Source organism: Lentisalinibacter salinarum (genome assembly GCF_040706555.1).
Classification (GTDB): domain Bacteria; phylum Pseudomonadota; class Gammaproteobacteria; order Steroidobacterales; family Woeseiaceae; genus Lentisalinibacter; species Lentisalinibacter salinarum.
Genome location: NZ_JAPDRH010000003.1, coordinates 988,955 through 1,005,692 on the forward strand (window position 1 = coordinate 988,955; position 16,738 = coordinate 1,005,692).

Annotated in this window: 16 protein-coding genes; 14 read left to right on the forward strand and 2 right to left on the reverse strand. The window is 69.6% G+C overall.

Annotated elements, in window-relative coordinates; translation table 11 throughout:
* Positions 1 to 99: 99 nt before the first annotated feature.
* The 10 genes from mreC to lipB are packed head-to-tail and all read left to right on the forward strand — an operon-like array spanning position 100 to position 9,527.
* The gene (gene mreC / locus ACJMKZ_RS15100; RefSeq protein WP_405234030.1) at positions 100 to 996 is read left to right on the forward strand and encodes a rod shape-determining protein MreC; all 897 of its coding nucleotides are present in this window, start codon (positions 100 to 102) and stop codon (positions 994 to 996) included.
* On the forward strand, positions 989 to 1,480 hold the full coding sequence (mreD, locus tag ACJMKZ_RS15105) for a rod shape-determining protein MreD (RefSeq protein ID WP_405234031.1): 492 nt from the start codon (positions 989 to 991) through the stop codon (positions 1,478 to 1,480). Before mreC ends, mreD begins: the two co-directional genes overlap by 8 nt.
* Before the next feature lie 3 nt (positions 1,481 to 1,483).
* Positions 1,484 to 3,418: a penicillin-binding protein 2 gene (mrdA, locus tag ACJMKZ_RS15110; protein ID WP_405234032.1), complete on the forward strand. Its 1,935-nt coding sequence runs from the start codon at positions 1,484 to 1,486 to the stop codon at positions 3,416 to 3,418.
* 3 nt (positions 3,419 to 3,421) lie between these two features.
* A complete protein-coding gene (gene rodA / locus ACJMKZ_RS15115; protein WP_405234033.1) occupies positions 3,422 to 4,561 on the forward strand; it encodes a rod shape-determining protein RodA in 1,140 nt (379 codons plus the stop codon).
* Positions 4,562 to 4,607: 46 nt separating this feature from the next.
* Complete coding sequence (gene mltB / locus ACJMKZ_RS15120) at positions 4,608 to 5,630, forward strand: lytic murein transglycosylase B (protein ID WP_405234034.1); 1,023 nt, start codon at positions 4,608 to 4,610, stop codon at positions 5,628 to 5,630.
* Positions 5,617 to 6,504, forward strand: coding sequence for a septal ring lytic transglycosylase RlpA family protein (locus ACJMKZ_RS15125; protein ID WP_405234035.1), 888 nt, complete (start codon positions 5,617 to 5,619; stop codon positions 6,502 to 6,504). The genes mltB and ACJMKZ_RS15125 overlap by 14 nt, the downstream gene beginning before the upstream one ends.
* Positions 6,505 to 6,512: 8 nt before the next feature.
* Entirely contained in the window at positions 6,513 to 7,703 is a 1,191-nt protein-coding gene (locus tag ACJMKZ_RS15130) for a D-alanyl-D-alanine carboxypeptidase family protein (RefSeq protein ID WP_405234036.1), read from the forward strand.
* 30 nt (positions 7,704 to 7,733) lie between these two features.
* Positions 7,734 to 8,609, forward strand: a complete 876-nt coding sequence (locus ACJMKZ_RS15135; RefSeq protein WP_405234037.1) for an aminotransferase class IV — start codon at positions 7,734 to 7,736, stop codon at positions 8,607 to 8,609.
* Complete coding sequence (locus ACJMKZ_RS15140) at positions 8,602 to 8,868, forward strand: YbeD family protein (RefSeq protein ID WP_405234038.1); 267 nt, start codon at positions 8,602 to 8,604, stop codon at positions 8,866 to 8,868. Before ACJMKZ_RS15135 ends, ACJMKZ_RS15140 begins: the two co-directional genes overlap by 8 nt.
* Complete coding sequence (gene lipB, locus ACJMKZ_RS15145; RefSeq protein WP_405234039.1) at positions 8,865 to 9,527, forward strand: lipoyl(octanoyl) transferase LipB; 663 nt, start codon at positions 8,865 to 8,867, stop codon at positions 9,525 to 9,527. The genes ACJMKZ_RS15140 and lipB overlap by 4 nt, the downstream gene beginning before the upstream one ends.
* Before the next feature lie 55 nt (positions 9,528 to 9,582).
* Here lipB and murU read toward each other — a convergent pair whose 3' ends face one another.
* Both murU and ACJMKZ_RS15155 read right to left on the reverse strand, forming a co-directional pair.
* On the reverse strand, positions 9,583 to 10,254 hold the full coding sequence (gene murU, locus ACJMKZ_RS15150) for an N-acetylmuramate alpha-1-phosphate uridylyltransferase MurU (protein WP_405234040.1): 672 nt from the start codon (positions 10,252 to 10,254) through the stop codon (positions 9,583 to 9,585).
* A complete protein-coding gene (locus ACJMKZ_RS15155) occupies positions 10,251 to 11,267 on the reverse strand; it encodes an aminoglycoside phosphotransferase family protein (protein WP_405234041.1) in 1,017 nt (338 codons plus the stop codon). The genes murU and ACJMKZ_RS15155 overlap by 4 nt, the downstream gene beginning before the upstream one ends.
* A gap of 232 nt (positions 11,268 to 11,499) precedes the next feature.
* Here ACJMKZ_RS15155 and ACJMKZ_RS15160 point away from each other — a divergent pair, with 232 nt between their 5' ends.
* The 4 genes from ACJMKZ_RS15160 to rsmA are packed head-to-tail and all read left to right on the forward strand — an operon-like array spanning position 11,500 to position 16,737.
* Positions 11,500 to 13,620: an LPS-assembly protein LptD gene (locus ACJMKZ_RS15160; RefSeq protein WP_405234042.1), complete on the forward strand. Its 2,121-nt coding sequence runs from the start codon at positions 11,500 to 11,502 to the stop codon at positions 13,618 to 13,620.
* A gap of 25 nt (positions 13,621 to 13,645) precedes the next feature.
* Entirely contained in the window at positions 13,646 to 14,941 is a 1,296-nt protein-coding gene (locus tag ACJMKZ_RS15165; protein WP_405234043.1) for a peptidylprolyl isomerase, read from the forward strand.
* A 7-nt stretch (positions 14,942 to 14,948) separates the two neighbouring features.
* A complete protein-coding gene (gene pdxA / locus ACJMKZ_RS15170; RefSeq protein ID WP_405234044.1) occupies positions 14,949 to 15,941 on the forward strand; it encodes a 4-hydroxythreonine-4-phosphate dehydrogenase PdxA in 993 nt (330 codons plus the stop codon).
* 7 nt (positions 15,942 to 15,948) lie between these two features.
* Entirely contained in the window at positions 15,949 to 16,737 is a 789-nt protein-coding gene (gene rsmA, locus ACJMKZ_RS15175; protein ID WP_405234045.1) for a 16S rRNA (adenine(1518)-N(6)/adenine(1519)-N(6))-dimethyltransferase RsmA, read from the forward strand.
* Position 16,738: the final 1 nt, after the last annotated feature.

A 16,738-nucleotide genomic window follows, 5' to 3' on the forward strand; every position in this document is an offset into this window, starting at 1 on the left:
CGGTTTCTGACCCTTTCATCATCCGTAGCATCCTAATCGTGCTTATCATTCAGGGGCATGGCGACAGCTCAGTCTGACACCCAGCGAAGAACGGCGCCGATGCGCTCGCTCGGCGCCCGTACGCTGGCGCTCGTGCTGCTGAGCGTCATCGCGCTCGTGGTCGACCACCGCGAGAACCACCTGGATGCCGTGCGCCGGGCGATCGCCACGGCCATCTATCCGCTGCAGGTCATCGTCGCGCTGCCCGCCGAGGCGCTCGGCTGGGCCCGCGAGAGCGGCACCAGCCGCAGCGACCTGCAGCGGGAGAACAACCGGCTGAAGGCCGAACGCCTGGCCATCCGCGCCAAGCTGCAGCAGATGGCGGCGCTCGAATCCGAGAACGCCCGGCTGCGCCTGATGCTGCAGACCACGACCCGGGTGGGCGACCGGGTGCGGGTGGCCGAGATCATGGCCGTCGACGCCAACCCCTACCGCCACGACATCGTCATCGACAAGGGCCGCCGCCACGGCGCCTACGAGGGCCAGGCCATCATCGACGCCACCGGCGTCGTAGGCCAGATCATGCACACCGGACCGTTCACCTCCGAGGCCATGCTGATCAGCGACCCGGATCACGCGCTGCCGGTGGAAGTGAACCGGAACGGGCTGCGCACCATCGCCGTCGGCACCGGCGAGTACGACCGTCTCGATCTGCCCTTTCTGCCGAACAATGCCGACATCCGGCCCGGCGACCTGCTGGTCACCTCCGGGCTCGGCGGCGCCTTCCCGGCGGGCTACCCGGTGGGCGAGGTCAGCGAGGTCACGCCGAACCCGGCGGAGTCCTTCGCCACCATCCGCGCGCGGCCGGCCACCGCGCTGAACCAGGTGCGCGAGGTGCTGCTGATCTGGCCGAGCGAGCCGGAGGCGCAGGCGGCGGACGAGTCCGGGGAGGACGCGGCAGGCATCACTGAGCCTGCGGATGAAACGGCGAGCGGAACGGGGACGGCCCATGAGTGATGCCGTGGCCGTGGAGCGCTGGCCGGTGTGGTTCTGCCTGCTGGCGGCGCTGCTGCTCTCCATCATGCCGCTGCCGGAACTCATCGAACCGTTCCGCCCGGACTGGGTGGCGCTGACGCTGATCTACTGGGCGCTCGCGTTCCCGCGTGTGTTCGGCCTGCTGACCGCCTGGGTAAGCGGCCTGCTGCTCGACGTGGCCCAGGGCACGCTGCTCGGTCAGCACGCGCTGGCGCTGACCGTCATGATCTACTTCCCGCTGCGCTTCCACCTGCGCCTGCGGGTATTCCCCATATGGCAGCTCTCGGCCACGGTCATGGCCCTGCTCGCGCTGTACCAGTTCATCCTGTTCTGGATCAACGGAACCGCGGGCGTCGCATCCGATCTCATGGACTATTGGGGTTCCGTCATCACCGGCGCACTGCTGTGGCCGCCGCTGATGCTGTTCTTCAACGGCGTGCGCCAGCAGATGACGGTGACGAGGTAGACGATGCGCAGACGCGCTCCCATCAAGGACTCGGGTGCCGAGCAGCGGATGTTCCTGAACCGCGTGATCCTCGCGGTGCTGGTCGCGCTCGGCCTGATGGGGCTCGTGGTCGGCCGCCTGGTCCAGCTCCAGGTGCTCGAGCACGAGCATTTCGCGGACCTCTCCCAGGGCAATCGCATCCGCATCGAACCCGTGCCGCCCACCCGCGGCCTGATCTACGACCGACGGGGCGTCATCCTGGCCGAGAACGTGCCCACCTACCAGCTGGAGCTCGTGCCCGAGCAGGTGGAGGACGTGGATGCCACCCTGGCCGCCCTGATCGACGAGGGACTGCTGACCGAGGAGGACCTGCCCCGTATCCACGCGCTGCTGGGCACGAACCAGCGCTTCACGCCCATCCCGCTGCGCTACCGGCTGGAGGAGGAGGAGCTCGCGCATTTCGCCATCGCGCGCCCGCGCTTCCCGGGCGTCGACATCCGCGCCCGACTGATGCGGCACTACCCCTTCGACAGCGCCGCGGTCCATGCCGTCGGTTACGTCGGCGGACTGAGCAAGGAGGAGCTCGAGCGGCTGGAAGACCCGGCGGCCTACGCAGGCACCACCCAGTACGGCAAGACGGGCATCGAGCAGCGCTTCGAGGAGCTGCTGCACGGCGACGTCGGCCACCGTCAGGTCATCGCCAACGCCCGCGGCCGCACGCTCGGCCAGGTGCCCGGCGAGCAGCCCCGGCCGGGTGCCAACGTCTACGTCAGCCTGGATGTCGAGCTGCAGCTGCTGGCCGAGGAAGCCATGGCAGGCCGGCGCGGCGCGGTGGTGGCGCTGGACCCCCGCAACGGCGAGGTGCTGGCACTGGTGAGCACGCCGGGCTTCGATCCCAATGCATTCGCCGCGGGCCTGAAGCCGGCCGAGTACCGTGCGCTGAGCACCCATCCGGACCAGCCGCTGTTCAATCGCGCGATCCGCGGCCGCTACCCGCCGGGCTCCACCATCAAGCCGATGCTCGGCTTCGCGGCCCTGGAGGAGAGCGTCTCCGACCTGGACCACAGCCTGCGCTGCTCCGGGCATTTCTCGTTGCCAGGCAGCACGCACCGCTACCGGGACTGGAAGACACATGGACTGGTCAACCTGCATGACGCCATCACCGAGTCCTGCGACGTGTACTTCTACCAGATGTCGACCGAGCTCGGCATCGATACCATGCACGACTATCTCACCCGCTTCGGCCTGGGCAGCCGCACCGGCATCGACATCGCCGGCGAGACCGCCGGCGTCGTGCCGTCCCGGGCCTGGAAACGGGAGAAGTTCTCCAGCCGCGCCAACCAGGTCTGGTTCCCGGGCGAGACTGTCATCGCCTCCATCGGCCAGGGCTACATGCTCACGACGCCGCTGCAGCTCGCCGTGGCCACCGCCGTCGTGGCCACCCGCGGCGAGCGCCACCGGCCGCACCTGGCGCTGGGCTGGGAACACCCGCTGGACGGCGAGTTCCATCGGTTCGAACCCGAGCCACTCCCGCCGGTGGGGGTGCACGACCCCCTGCACTGGGAGGTGGTGATCAACGCCATGCGCGACGTGCTCCAGGGTGAGAACGGCACCGCACGGGCGGTGGGGATGGATGCGCCCTACTCCATGGCCGGCAAGAGCGGCACCGCCCAGGTGTTCAGCGTAGGTCAGGACGAGGAATACGACGAGGACGAGATCGACGAGCGGCTGCGCGACCATGCCCTGTTCATCGCGTTCGCGCCGCTCGAGGATCCGCGCATTGCGGTATCGGTCATCGTGGAGAACGGCTCCAGCGGCAGCCGCGCGGCCGCGCCAATCGCCCGCGCAATGATGGACAAGTGGCTGCTCGAGGAGCGCGACGAGGTCGCGGCTCCGGGCGGGCAACCCGCCCTGACGGGCGAGGCGCCGGTGGCAAGCAACGCGCAGCGGGAGGACTGACCGATGGGTACGTTATTCCGTGAAAACGCCCGGTTCGCGGAACGCCGGCCGCTCGGCGGCATCGGGCAGATTCTCGCCAACCTGCACCTGGACGGTCCCCTGCTCGCCGGGCTGGGCGTCATCTGCGGGTTCGGGCTGTTCGTGCTGTACAGCGCCGTGGGACAGAACCCGGACCTGCTGCTGCGCCAGACGATCCGTCTCGGCCTCGCCCTGCTCGCGCTCGTGATCGTGGCCCAGCTCTCGCCGGCGCTGCTGCGGCGCTGGACGCCCTGGGGTTATCTGGCCGGGCTCACCCTGCTGGCCCTGGTGCTGATCCTCGGCGAGGTGGGCCAGGGGGCACAGCGCTGGCTGGACGTCGGCGTGCGCTTCCAGCCGTCGGAGATCATGAAGCTGGCGGTGCCGATGATGGTCGCGGCCTTCCTGCACGACCGGCCGCTGCCGCCGCGCCTCGGCCATCTGGTCGTGATCGGCGCCATGATCGTCCTGCCCGCCCTGATGATCGCGGTGCAGCCCGATCTCGGTACCGCGCTGCTGATCGTCGCGGCCGGCGTGCTGGTGGTGCTGCTCGCCGGCATGTCGTTCGGCCACATCCTCGCGCTGGGCGCGCTCGCCGTCGCCACCCTGCCGGTGCTGTGGCACTTCATGCACGACTACCAGCGCCAGCGGGTGCTGACCCTGCTCGACCCCCAGAGCGACCCCCTCGGCGCGGGTTACAACATCATCCAGTCCAAGATCGCGATCGGCTCCGGCGGGCTGTTCGGCAAGGGCTGGACCAACGGCAGCCAGGCCCAGCTCGAGTTTCTGCCTGAAAAGGACACCGATTTCATCTTCGCGGTGCTGTCCGAGGAGTTCGGGCTGCTCGGGGTGCTGGCGCTGCTCACGATGTACCTGTTCGTCGTGGCCCGCGGCCTGTATATCGCCGCCAACGCGCAGGACACCTACTCCCGGCTGCTGGCCGGCAGCATAAGCCTGACCTTCTTCGTCTACGTCTTCGTGAATACCGCCATGGTCTGCGGCCTCATCCCGGTTGTCGGCGTGCCGTTGCCGCTGGTCAGCTTCGGCGGCACCTCCATGGTGACGCTCATGGCGGGTTTCGGTATCCTCATGTCCATCCACACCCACCGCAAACTCCTGCCTCGGTAGGTCCACGACAGATGTACAGACACTGCCAGGAAACGCCGGACAGGACATGCGCCCAGTGATCCGCTCTCTCTGCCTGCTAGCTGCGATCGCAGCACTGACCGGCCTCGCGGCGTCGCCGGCGCGGGCGCTGGACACCTCCCGCGCCGACGTGGCCACGTTCATCGACGAAGTGGCCGAGCGCCACGGCTTCGACCGGGCCGAGGTCGAGCGCACCCTGGACGCCGCCGAGACACAGCAGCCCATCCTGGACGCCATCAGCCGGCCGGCGGAGAAGGTGAAGCCCTGGCACGAGTACCGCGCGATTTTCCTGACCCCGGAGCGCATCGAGGCCGGCGCCGCATTCTGGCGCGAGCATGCCGACGAGATCGAGCGCATCGGCCGCGAGACCGGCGTGGACCCGGAGGTCATCGTCGCCATCATCGGCGTCGAGACCTACTTCGGCCGCATCACCGGGCGCTACCGGGTGCTGGACGCGCTGGCGACACTGGCCTTCGACTATCCGCCGCGCAGCCCGTTCTTCCGCAGGGAACTCGAGCAGTTCCTGCTGCTGGCCCGCGAGGAGCGCGTCGACGTCGACACCGCGCTGGGCTCCTACGCCGGCGCCATGGGCGCGCCCCAGTTCATGCCGTCCAGCTACCGGGCCTATGCCGTGGACGCGAGCGCGGACGGGCTGCGCGATCTCTGGACGGACTGGAGCGATGTGTTCGGCAGCGTCGCCAACTATCTCGAGGCCCACGGCTGGCGTGCCGGCGAACCGGTCTTCGCCCGCGCCACCACCGGTTCGGCCTGGACCGGCGAGCCCGCCGGCGACAAGGGGCTGGACACGGACGCCACGGTTGCCGGGCTGAGCGCCGGCGGCATCGTCTTCTCGACGGAGCTGCCCGGCGAGGCGGCCGCGCGGCTGCTGCGCATGGAAGGCGAGGACGGCGACCAGCTCTGGGTGGGCTTCCACAACTTCCACGTGATCACGCGCTACAACCGCAGCGCCATGTACGCGCTGGCGGTGTGGCAGCTCGGGCGCGAGATCGCGCTGGCCGTCGCGGAAGGAGCCGGCGATGCCGAGACCTGATCTCAGAACGGCTGCCGTGGCGGCGGCGGCGGCCCTGGCGCTGGCCGCCTGCGCCGGCACCGGCCCCCGCCACGACGGTCCTCCGCAGGACGGACCGCCGCCCGCCGCGCGGGCCGATGTCCGCGTGCCGCCGACCATACCGGCACCCGAACCGAAGAGCCGCTACGGCAATCCGGATTCCTACGAGGTGTTCGGCAAGCGCTACCATGTGCTGCCCACCGCGGACGGCTACCGGGAGCGCGGCGTCGCCTCCTGGTACGGCACCAAGTTCCACGGCCGGCGCACCTCCTCCGGCGAACCCTACGACATGCACGCGTTCACGGCCGCCCACAAGACGCTGCCGCTGCCCACCTGGGTGGAGGTGACCAACCTGCGCAACCGCCGGAGCATCCTGGTGCGGGTCAACGACAGGGGTCCGTTCGTCGCCAACCGCATCATCGATCTCTCTTACGCGGCGGCACAGGAACTCGACATCGTGCGCGACGGGACGGGGCTGGTGGAGATCCGCGCGATCACCTTCGAAGGTGCCGCCACCGGCGACATCATGACTGCGGCCGCCCCGGCTGCGGCACCGGCCGAGAGCCTGCCGCCCGACGATGTCGCCGCCACGGCGCCCGCCGCGGGACAGACGGGCGATGCGCCGGTACTATATGCGCAGGTTGGCGCCTTCAGCCAGCGGGAGAACGCCGAGCGCATGCACGGCAGGTTGCTGGCCAACGACTTTCCCGATGCATTCATCTTCGAGGACACGACCGAAGAGCGCCGGCTGTACCGGGTGCGGGTGGGACCGATCCCTTCGGTGGAAGCCTATGACGCCACCGTCGCCAGGCTCGCTTCCCTCGGCATCGACAGCGTCCATATGATTATCGAATAGACTGTGCCATGAGCTTCATTCAGCCCCCGACGGCGCGCGGACGCCTGTGCGCCAAATTCCTCTTGTCGATCCTCGTCCCGGTCCTGTGTCTCGTCGCGCCGCTGCCGGCCGCGGCGGCGCTGCCGGACATCCCCATACCGGCCCCGCCTCAGCTGAATGCGGCGAGCTACGTCCTCGTCGACGCCGACAGCGGCACGGTGCTGGCGGACCGGGAGGCGGGCAAGCGGGTGGCGCCGGCGAGCCTGACCAAGCTGATGACCGCCTACGTGGTATTCCACGCGCTGCGCGACGACCTCATCACCCTCGAGGAGGAGGCCACGGTGAGCCGCAAGGCGTACCGTACGCCCGGCTCCCGCATGTTCATCGAGATCAACTCCCGGGTGAGCGTCCAGGACCTGCTGATGGGCATGATCGTGCAGTCCGGCAATGACGCGAGCGTGGCCCTCGCCGAGCACATCGCCGGCTCCGAGGAGGTATTCGCCGAGATGATGAACCGCTACGCCCAGGAGCTCGGCATGAGCGGCAGCCATTTCCAGAATGCCACCGGCCTGCCCGGCGAAAACCACTACACGACGGCACGTGACATGGCCACGCTGGCCCGGGCCCTCATCAACGACTTCCCGGAGTACTACCGCTGGTACTCCGTGCGCGAGTTCACCTACAACGAGATCACCCAGCGCAACCGCAACCGGCTGCTCTGGCGCGACCCGACCGTGGACGGCTTCAAGACCGGCCACACCGATGCCGCCGGCTACTGCCTGGTGGCCTCCGCCGTGCGGGACGACATGCGGCTGATCTCGGTGGTGATGGGCTCGCCGAGCTCCCGGGTGCGCACCGATGCGAGCCAGGCCCTGCTCAATTACGGCTTCCGCTTCTTCGAGACGCACCGGCTGTTCGCCGCGGGCGACGTCGTGGAGACGGCGAAGGTGTGGAAGGGCGCCGTCGAGGCGGCACAGCTGGGCGTCCCCCGCGACCTGTTCGTCACCATCCCGCGGGGCACCTACGACCGGCTGCAGCCGCTGGTGGAGATGCCGGCGACGGTGATCGCCCCGGTTGCCGAGGGCCAGACGCTCGGCGAACTTCGCATCGAGCTGGACGATCAGCTGCTGGCCGCGATGCCGCTCGCCGCCCTCGCCCCCGTCGCCGAAGGCACGTTCTGGCAGCGCCTCAGCGACGAGGTCATGCTCTGGTTCGAATGAGGACGCGCCCGGCGGGCGCGGATATGGACGATGGCTGAAATACTGCCCAATGTCTGGCTCGACGGGGATATCGTCCCGGCCGGGCAGGCGCGGATCTCGCCGCTGGACCGGGGCTTTCTGTTCGGCGACGCGGTCTACGAGGCCATGCCGGTGTGCGGCGGGCGCGTGGTCGGCGAGTCCGAGCATCTGGCGCGCCTGGACCGCAGCCTGGGCGCCATCGGCATCCGCAACCCGGCCGACGACACCGGCTGGCGACGCCTGTTCGCCCGCCTGGTGGAAGCCAACGGCGGCGGCGACATGTTCCTGTATCTGCAGGTGAGCCGCGGCGCCGATGCGGGGCGGGATCACCGCTTCCCGGCGGATACCGAAACGACGGTACTGGCCATGGCGATGCACTGGCGTCCGCCACGGGAGGCCGATTATCCGACGGGGGTGAACGCCGCGCTCGTGCCGGATCAGCGCTGGGCGCGCTGCGACATCAAATCCACCTCGCTGCTGGCCAACGTGCTCGCACGCCAGGACGCCGCGGAACGCGGCGCGGCGGAGGCCATCCTGCACCGCGACGGCTGGGTCACCGAAGGTGCCGCCAGCACCATTGCCATCGTCACCGGCGGCACCCTTCTGGCGCCGCCGCCGGACCCCTCGGTGCTGCCCAGCGTGACGCTGCAGCTCGCCTGGACCGTCGCGGAGGACGAGGGCATCCCGCGTGCACGCCGCCGCTTCAAAGTGGATGAGCTGCTGGAAGCCGACGAGGTCATCATGCTCGCCAGCAGCCGGGAACTCGTGCCCGTGGGCCGGGTCGACGACACCACCATCGGCACGGGCGCGCCGGGGCCGCTGTGGCAACGCCTGTTCCGCGGCTACCAGCAGGCACATCACGGGCAAAGAGCCGAAAGCCATGCATGAGGACAGCCCCCTCGAGTTCCCCTGCGATTTCCCCATCAAGATCATGGGCAGGGACGAGAAAGACGACTTCCGCAGCGAGGCCGTGGCCATCGTCGAGGCGGAGATCGGGCCACTGCCCGCCGGTGCCGTCACCACCCAGCCGAGCCGCAACGGCCGTTTCCTCTCGGTCACGGTCACCGTGCGGGCGGAGAGCCGCGAGCAGCTCGATTCGCTGTACCGGCGGCTGAGCGATCACGAGCGGGTGCTGGTGGTCCTGTGACGGGCGTACCGGTCATCGCCCGCGACGGCGGCCGCACGCTTACGGTACGCCGGCTGGGCCGGCGCGACTACGAGCCTCTCTGGCAGGCGATGCAGCGGCACACCGACGAGCGCGATACCGATACGGGCGACGAGATCTGGTTCACCGAGCACCCGCCGGTATTCACGCTGGGTCTCGCCGGCAGCCGCGAGCACGTCGTCGCGCCGGGAGACATCCCGGTGGTGCACATCGACCGGGGCGGCCAGGTCACCTATCACGGCCCGGGCCAGCTCATGATCTACCCGCTGATCGATATCCGACGTGCCGGTATCGGCGTGCGGCGGCTGGTCTGCGCGCTGGAGACCGCAGTGATCAGGATGGTGGCACCGTTCGGCATCGAGGCGGCGGGTCGACGGGACGCACCCGGCGTGTACGTGGCCGGGCGCAAGCTGGCGAGCATCGGCCTGCGCATCCGCCGCGGCGCCAGCTACCACGGCATGGCCCTGAACGTGGACATGGACCTGGAGCCCTTCTCCCGCATCAACCCCTGCGGCTACCAGGGCCTCGAGATGACCGACCTCGCTCGCCTCGGCGGACCCGCCGACCTGGACCGGGTGGCGGACCTGCTGCTCGGACCGCTCTGCGAGGAACTCGGCTTCGGGCGGCCCGCCGCGAAGTAGCGCCCGCCGCAGGTCCTTCCCGGACCTCGATGGTCCTTGCGAGGACTTGCGCGTGCTAGCGGGTCAGCCGCCGGCGCAGCTCGGCAAGGCGGGCCGGCGTGCCCGGATCATGCCAGGCGCCGGTGTAGAGCTCGCCGCGGATCCGGCCGGCGGCCGCGTGTTCGCGGATGAGGGGCGCGAGCGGGAAGATGCCCTCCTCCACACCGGCGAAAAACTCGGGCCGATAGCGGCCGATGCCCGAGTAGGTGTGGCGCCGGCCGCCGCCGCTGCCCACCAGACCGTCCTGCAGGGAGAAGTCGCCCCGCGGGTTGTGCTCCGGATTCGGCACCAGCACCAGCCACGCCATGGCGTCATCGGGCGGCGGCATGCGCGCGAAGTCGTAGTCGGTATGGATATCGGCATTCACGACCCAGAACGGCTCGGCGCCCAGCAGCGGCAGCGCCCGCCGGATACCGCCACCGGTGTCGAGGGCCGTCTCTCCCTCCGGGCTGTAGATGAGGGTGACGCCGTAGCGGCTGCCCTGACCCAGCCTGTCGACGATCTGTCCGCCGAGCCAGGCCAGGTTGATCACGATCTCCGTGACACCGGCGCGGGCCAGCGCGCGGATGTGCCGCTCGATCAGCGTCTCGCCGCCCACCTCCACCAGCGGTTTCGGTACGGTGTCCGTCAGCGGGCGCAGCCGCTCGCCGCGGCCGGCAGCCAGGATCATTGCCCGCGTCGCACTCACGGCGCGCGAGCCGGCAGTGCGGGCAGCACCCGCTCGGTGATCAGGCGGCAGATCCAGTCGAGCTCCGGGTAGTCGGCGCGGAGCGCGGTCACATAGGCGAGCGTGCGGGGCACGTCGGCCAGGTAGCCGGGTTTGCCGTCCCGGTGCCAGAGCCGGGCGAAGATGCCGGCCGCCTTGAGATGCCGCTGCACGCCCATCAGATCGAAGGCGCGCAGGAACCCGCCGGCTTCGTGGGCCCCGTCACCGGTGCGGAGACCCGCGGCACGCGCCGCCTGCCGGTACTCGTCCACCCAGCCGAGCACCCGCTCTCGCGGCCACGTGATATAGCAGTCCTTCAGCAGCGAGACCAGGTCGTAGGTGACGGGGCCGTGCATGGCGTCCTGAAAATCGAGGATGCCGGGCGGCTCGGCCGTCACCATCAGGTTGCGGGAGTGATAGTCCCGGTGCACGAATACCGCAGGCTGGGCCGCGGCGCTCGCGGCCAGCCGCTCCGTGACCGCATCCCAGGCGGCAGCGTCGTCCGCGGACCAGTCCAGGGCCAGATGCCGCTGGCAGAGCCACTCCCGGAACAGCGCCATCTCCGTGTGCAGGAAGGCGCGGTCGTAGGGCGGCAGCTCGGCCGCGTGGCGGGCGCCGCCGCGCTGCAGCCGCACCAGCGCGCGGATGGCGGCTCCGTACAGCCGGTCGGCCTCGCCGGGCGCGGCCCGCAGGCGCTGCAGATAGAGCTCGTCGCCGAGATCGGTCAGCAGCAGGAATCCGGCGCCGAGGTCGGCCTCGAGGACCCGCGGTGCCGTGAGCCCGATGGCCTGCAGCCAGCCGGCGATCCGCAGGAACGGCTCGCTGTCCTCCTGCGCCGGCGGGGCATCCATCGCGATGTAGCTGTGGCCGCCGCTCAGCACCCGGAAGTAACGACGGAAACTCGCATCCGCCGATGCCGGCCGCAGGTCGTCGAGGGTCACCCCGCAGTCGCGGACGAGCCATTCCTCGAGCTCGCGAAGCCTGTCGTCACGCAATGCCGGGTACTCCGTTACAGGACCGCGGCGGGGCCCGCAGGCCGCGCCAACCGGCGGATCGGCCGGTTTGAAGGGGTCGGGAAACTGTGCGAAGGTAGCAAAAAATCACGAGCGAGTTCATCCCACCTTGCTGCCCAGTACGCTCCGCCTCGCCGCAATGGCCTGCCTGCTCGTTGCGACCTCTCTGCCTGCGCGCGCACAGGATCGGCTGGACTGTCAGGCGAGCCCGGTCGTGGCACCGTCCGTTGCGGACACGGCCGATCCCGATGTATCGGCGGAGCGTGACGAGCCCGGGGCCGGCGACGAGGAGATTCAGCTGGAGGCCGGCGAGGCCGAACTCACGCTGGGCGGCGGTGCCTCGCTCAGCGGCGGCGTGCGGCTGCAGCGCTCCGGCTTCCTGCTGGAGGCCGAGCAGGCCGATTACGACCCGGCCCTGCGTGCGCTCAGCCTCGCCGGCGGCGTGCGCTACGGCGGGCCTGACGCGGACGTCGAGAGCGAGCTCGCCCGTTTCAGCTACGACGAGGGCCTGATCCGCTTCGAGGACGCCCGTTTCGGCCTGGCCGCCCGCAGCTCCCGCGGCGAGGCCGGGCTGCTGCAGATCGAGCGCTCCGGACTTCTCACGCTCGAAGACGTGAGCTACACCACCTGCCCGCCGGGCAAGGACGACTGGCTGCTGCTCGGCAATCGTATTCGTCTGGATACGGCCGAGGGCGTCGGCACCGCGCGCAACGTGAAGCTGGAATTCCAGGGCGTGCCGATCCTGTACGCCCCGTGGCTGTCGTTCCCGATCAGCCCGGCACGCAAGTCCGGCTTCCTGATTCCCGACATCGGCAGCAGCGGGCGCAACGGCACGGACGTGAGCGTCCCCTATTACTGGAACATCGCCCCGAACTACGACGCCACCGTCACGCCGCGACTGCTCACCCGCCGGGGCATGCAGCTCAACACCGAGCTGCGCATGCTCACCGGGTCGAGCGACGGCACGGCCGAACTCGAGTATCTGCCCGGCGACGACGAGACCGGCGAGGACCGCGTCTATCTCCGGCTGCAGGACCGCACCATCATCGCCGACCGCTGGCGGGCGTTGCTCGATGTGCGCAGCGTCTCCGACGACAACTACTTCGAGGATCTGGGCGGCAGTCTCAGCGAGGCCAGCACCACCCACCTGAACCAGAGCCTGCGCTTCGACTACCCCGGCCGCCACTGGTACCTCGCCGCGGATTTCCGCATCTTCCAGACCATCGATTCCACCATCACGGGCGAGGAGGAACCCTACCGGCAGCTGCCGCGGCTGATCGCGTCCGGCGACTGGCCGTCGACGGGAACGGGTCCGTCCTGGGGCATCGACTCGGAGCTGACCTATTTCGACCGGGACGCCGGCGTCACCGGCTGGCGACTGAACGCCCGGCCCCGGTTCGAATATTCGATCGAGCGGCCGGGACTGTACCTGCGCCCCGGCATCGAGGTGGACCACACGGCCTACGGCCTGACCCAGACGGCCCCCGGGGAGGCCGACGCACCGAGCCGCACGGTGCCGCTGTTCAGCGTGGATGCCGGGGCCATCTTCGAGCGCAGCATCGACGACCGGGGCTGGATACAGACGCTGGAGCCCCGGATGCTCTATGTGCACGTACCCTACGCGGAGCAGCAGGACCTGCCCGTATTCGACACCATCGAGCCGGACCTGAACCTGGTGCAGGTCTTTCGCAAGAACCGCTTCGTCGGGCCGGACCGGCTGGCCGATACCGATCAGGTTGCCCTGGGCGTAACCACCCGCCTGTTCGACGCGGCCACCGGCCGCCAGCTGCTGCGCGCCACGATCGGCCAGACCCGCTACCTGAGCGACCAGGGCGTGACACTGCCGGGACTCGCGCCCGTCTCCGCCGACTCGTCGGACTACATCGCCGAACTCGGCTTCGACGTGTACGGCAACTGGAACCTGGACCTGGGCCACCAGTGGAACTCGGATACCGACACGACCACGCGCTCGGAGATCCGGCTGCAGTACCTCCCGGAGGACGACCGGGTGCTGAATTTCTCCTACCGATTCCGGCGCGGCTCCATCGAGCAGGCGGACGTCTCGTGGAGCTGGCCGATCGGCGAGCGCTGGAACCTCGTCGGCCGCTACAACTACTCCCTGCGCGAGGACACGACGCTCGAACGCTTCGTCGGCGTGGAGTACGAAAGCTGCTGCTGGAGCATCCGCCTCGTCACCCGCCGCTACATCAGCCGCCGGGACCGCACGGCCGACTCGTCCATCGCGATCCAGCTGGAACTGAAGGGCCTGACCAGTGTCGGAGACCCTGCAGACGAGCTCCTGGAACGTGGTATTCTGGGCTATTCAGGTAACTGAACACTCTCACTCCCCCTTCATTCCTATGTACAGAACCGTATCCCTGACAATCTCGTTCGGGGTCCTCGCCTTCCTGCTGCCGGCGCTGGCCGGCGCCCAGGACAGCGAGCGCCTCGACAGCATCGTGGCCGTCGTCAACGAGGGCGTCGTGCTGGAAAGCGAACTCGACAACCAGACCGAGCTGGTGCTCTCGCGCCTGCAGGAACAGAACGTCCAGCTGCCGCCTCCCGAGGTGCTGCGCGACCAGATCCTCGAGCGGCTGATCATCGACCGTATCCAGCTCCAGCGCGCCGAGCGCATCGGCATCCGCATCTCCGACGAGATGCTGAACAGCGCGCTGGCCGACGTCGCGCGGCGCAACAACATCGCCTTCACCGACCTGCCCGCGGCGCTGGCGGCGCAGGGTCTCGACTACACGATGTACCGGGAAGAGATGCGCGACCAGCTGGCCCTCGAGCAGCTCCGCCAGGTCGACGTGATGAGCCGCATCAACGTCTCCGACCGCGAGATCAACCGCTGTCTCGAGAACCTGGAGGCCAACGTGGGCGCGAACTCCGAGTTCGACATCTCCCACATCCTGATCAGCGTGCCCGCCAACGCCACCGCGGAGCAGTTCCGCGAGGCCGAGGTGGAGGCCCGCCGGCTGTACGACGAGCTGCAGGACGGCGCCGACTTCGCGAAGGCGGCGGTGAGCTATTCCGACGCCCAGAACGCCCTGGAAGGCGGCAACCTCGGCTGGCGCAAGGGCACCCAGCTGCCCACCCTGTTCACCGGCGTCGTCGAGAACCTCTCCCCCGGCGAGATCGCCGAACCCATCCGCAACGCGAGCGGCTTCCACATCATCAAGCTGAACGACGCGCGCGGCGCCATCGCCCGCAGCGAGGTCGACCAGTCGCGCATCCGGCACATCCTGCTCCGCCCCGACGAGATCATCGACGACGCCACCGCGCGCCAGCAGCTCGCGGAGCTGCGCGAGCGCATCCTGGCCGGCGAGAGCTTCGGCGATCTGGCCCAGCTCAACTCGGACGATCCGGGCTCCGCGGCGGAAGGCGGCGACCTCGGCTGGACCTCGCCCGGTACCTTCGTGCCCGAATTCGCCGAGGTGGCGGACTCCCTCGAGATCGGCGAGGTGAGCGAACCGTTCCGCTCCCGCTTCGGCTGGCACATCCTGGAGGTCACCGACCGCCGCGTCTACGACAACACCGCCGAGGTACGCGAACGTAACTGCGTGAACAGCATTCGGGCGGGCAAGCTGGAGGAGGAGACCCAGCTCTGGCTCCGACGCATGCGCGACGAGGCCTTCGTCGACAAACGCATCTGAGGCGGCCGTGGCCGCCGCATCCCCACGCCTGGTGCTGACGGCCGGCGAGCCGGCCGGCATCGGGCCCGACATCTGCCTCATGCTCGCCGCGGGTCCCCTGCCCGCGGAGACGGTGCTGGTCGGTGACCGGCGCATGCTGGCCGAACGGGCCGCAGCACTTGGCATCGACGTGGTGCTGCCCGAGTACCGGCGGGGCGAGCCGCGCCGGGGCGGTCACACGCCCGGCGATATCCCGGTGATGTCGTTCCCGCTGCCGAACATCGAGTGCTGCGGCACGCCGGACCCGGCCAATGCCAGCGCATTGCTGGCCGGACTGGAGTGGGCGGCACGGGCCTGCCTCGATGGTGAATTCGACGCGCTGGTGACCGCACCCCTGCAGAAGAGTGTCATCAACGAGGCGGGGCTGTCCTTCAGCGGCCACACGGAATTCCTGGCCGGGGCCACCGGGGCGCCGCTGCCGGTGATGATGCTCGCCACGGACGGGCTCCGCATCGCGCTGGCGACCACCCACCTGCCGCTGGCCGAGGTGCCCGCGGCGATCACCGCTGAACGGCTCACACAGGTGATCGACGTGCTCCACGGCGACCTGCGCCGGCGCTTCGGCATCGCCGCGCCGAAGATCCGGGTTTGCGGCCTGAACCCGCATGCCGGCGAGGCGGGCCACCTGGGTCGCGAGGAGATCGACGTGATAGCCCCGGCGCTGGACGAGCTGCGGGCGCGCGGAATCGCCATCGAGGGTCCGGTCTCCGCCGACACCGCTTTCCTGGACACCGCCGGCAAGGCGGACGCGGTGCTCGCGATGTACCACGACCAGGGTCTGCCGGTCATCAAGTACGCCGGTTTCGGCAAGGCGGTGAATATCACGCTCGGCCTGCCCATCGTGCGCACTTCGGTGGACCACGGTACCGCCCTCGCATTGGCCGGCACCGGCCGCGCCGATCCGGCCAGCCTCGGCGTCGCGCTGCGCTACGCGGCGGAGCTGGCCGGGCGCGGCGGATGAGCGTCCATTGAGCCACCGGCCGCGCAAGCGTTTCGGGCAGCACTTCCTGCGCGACCCGTCCGTGGTATCGCGCATCGTCGCCGCGATCGGACCCGCCGCGGGCGACCACCTGGTGGAAATCGGCCCCGGCGAAGGCATCCTCACCGCCCCGCTGGCCGCACTGCCGGTCAGGCTGGATGCGGTCGAGATCGACCGCGACCTGACGGCGGCGCTGCGCTCGCGCTACGCCGGTGCCGCGAACGTCACCCTGCACGAAGCCGACGCCCTGAAGTTCGACTTCTGCGCACTGGGCGACGGTCTGCGCGTCGTCGGCAATCTGCCCTATAACATCTCGACCCCGCTGCTGTTCCATCTCGTCGAGCAGCGCCGGGCGATACGCGACATGCACTTCATGCTGCAGAAGGAGGTGGTGGACCGCATGGCGGCCTCCCCGGGCGGCAAGCAATACGGACGCCTCACGGTGATGCTCGCCTGCTCCATGGATGTCGAGCGCCTGTTCGACGTGCCGCCGGAGGCCTTCCGTCCGCCGCCCCGCGTACAGTCCAGCGTGGTCCGGCTCGTGCCCCGCGCCCGGCGGCTCGAGATCGGCGACGAGAGTCTGTTCGCCGCACTCGTGACCGGCGCGTTCTCGCGCCGGCGCAAGACGCTGCGCAACGCACTGGCGGCATGGCTCACCGCCGAGGCCATCGCCGGTGAAGGCATCGACCCGACGCTGCGACCGGAACGGCTCGCGCCCGAGGAATTCGCCCGGCTCGCAAACCGGGCGCTGCGCGAGCGGGACGATGCGCTAGAATGAC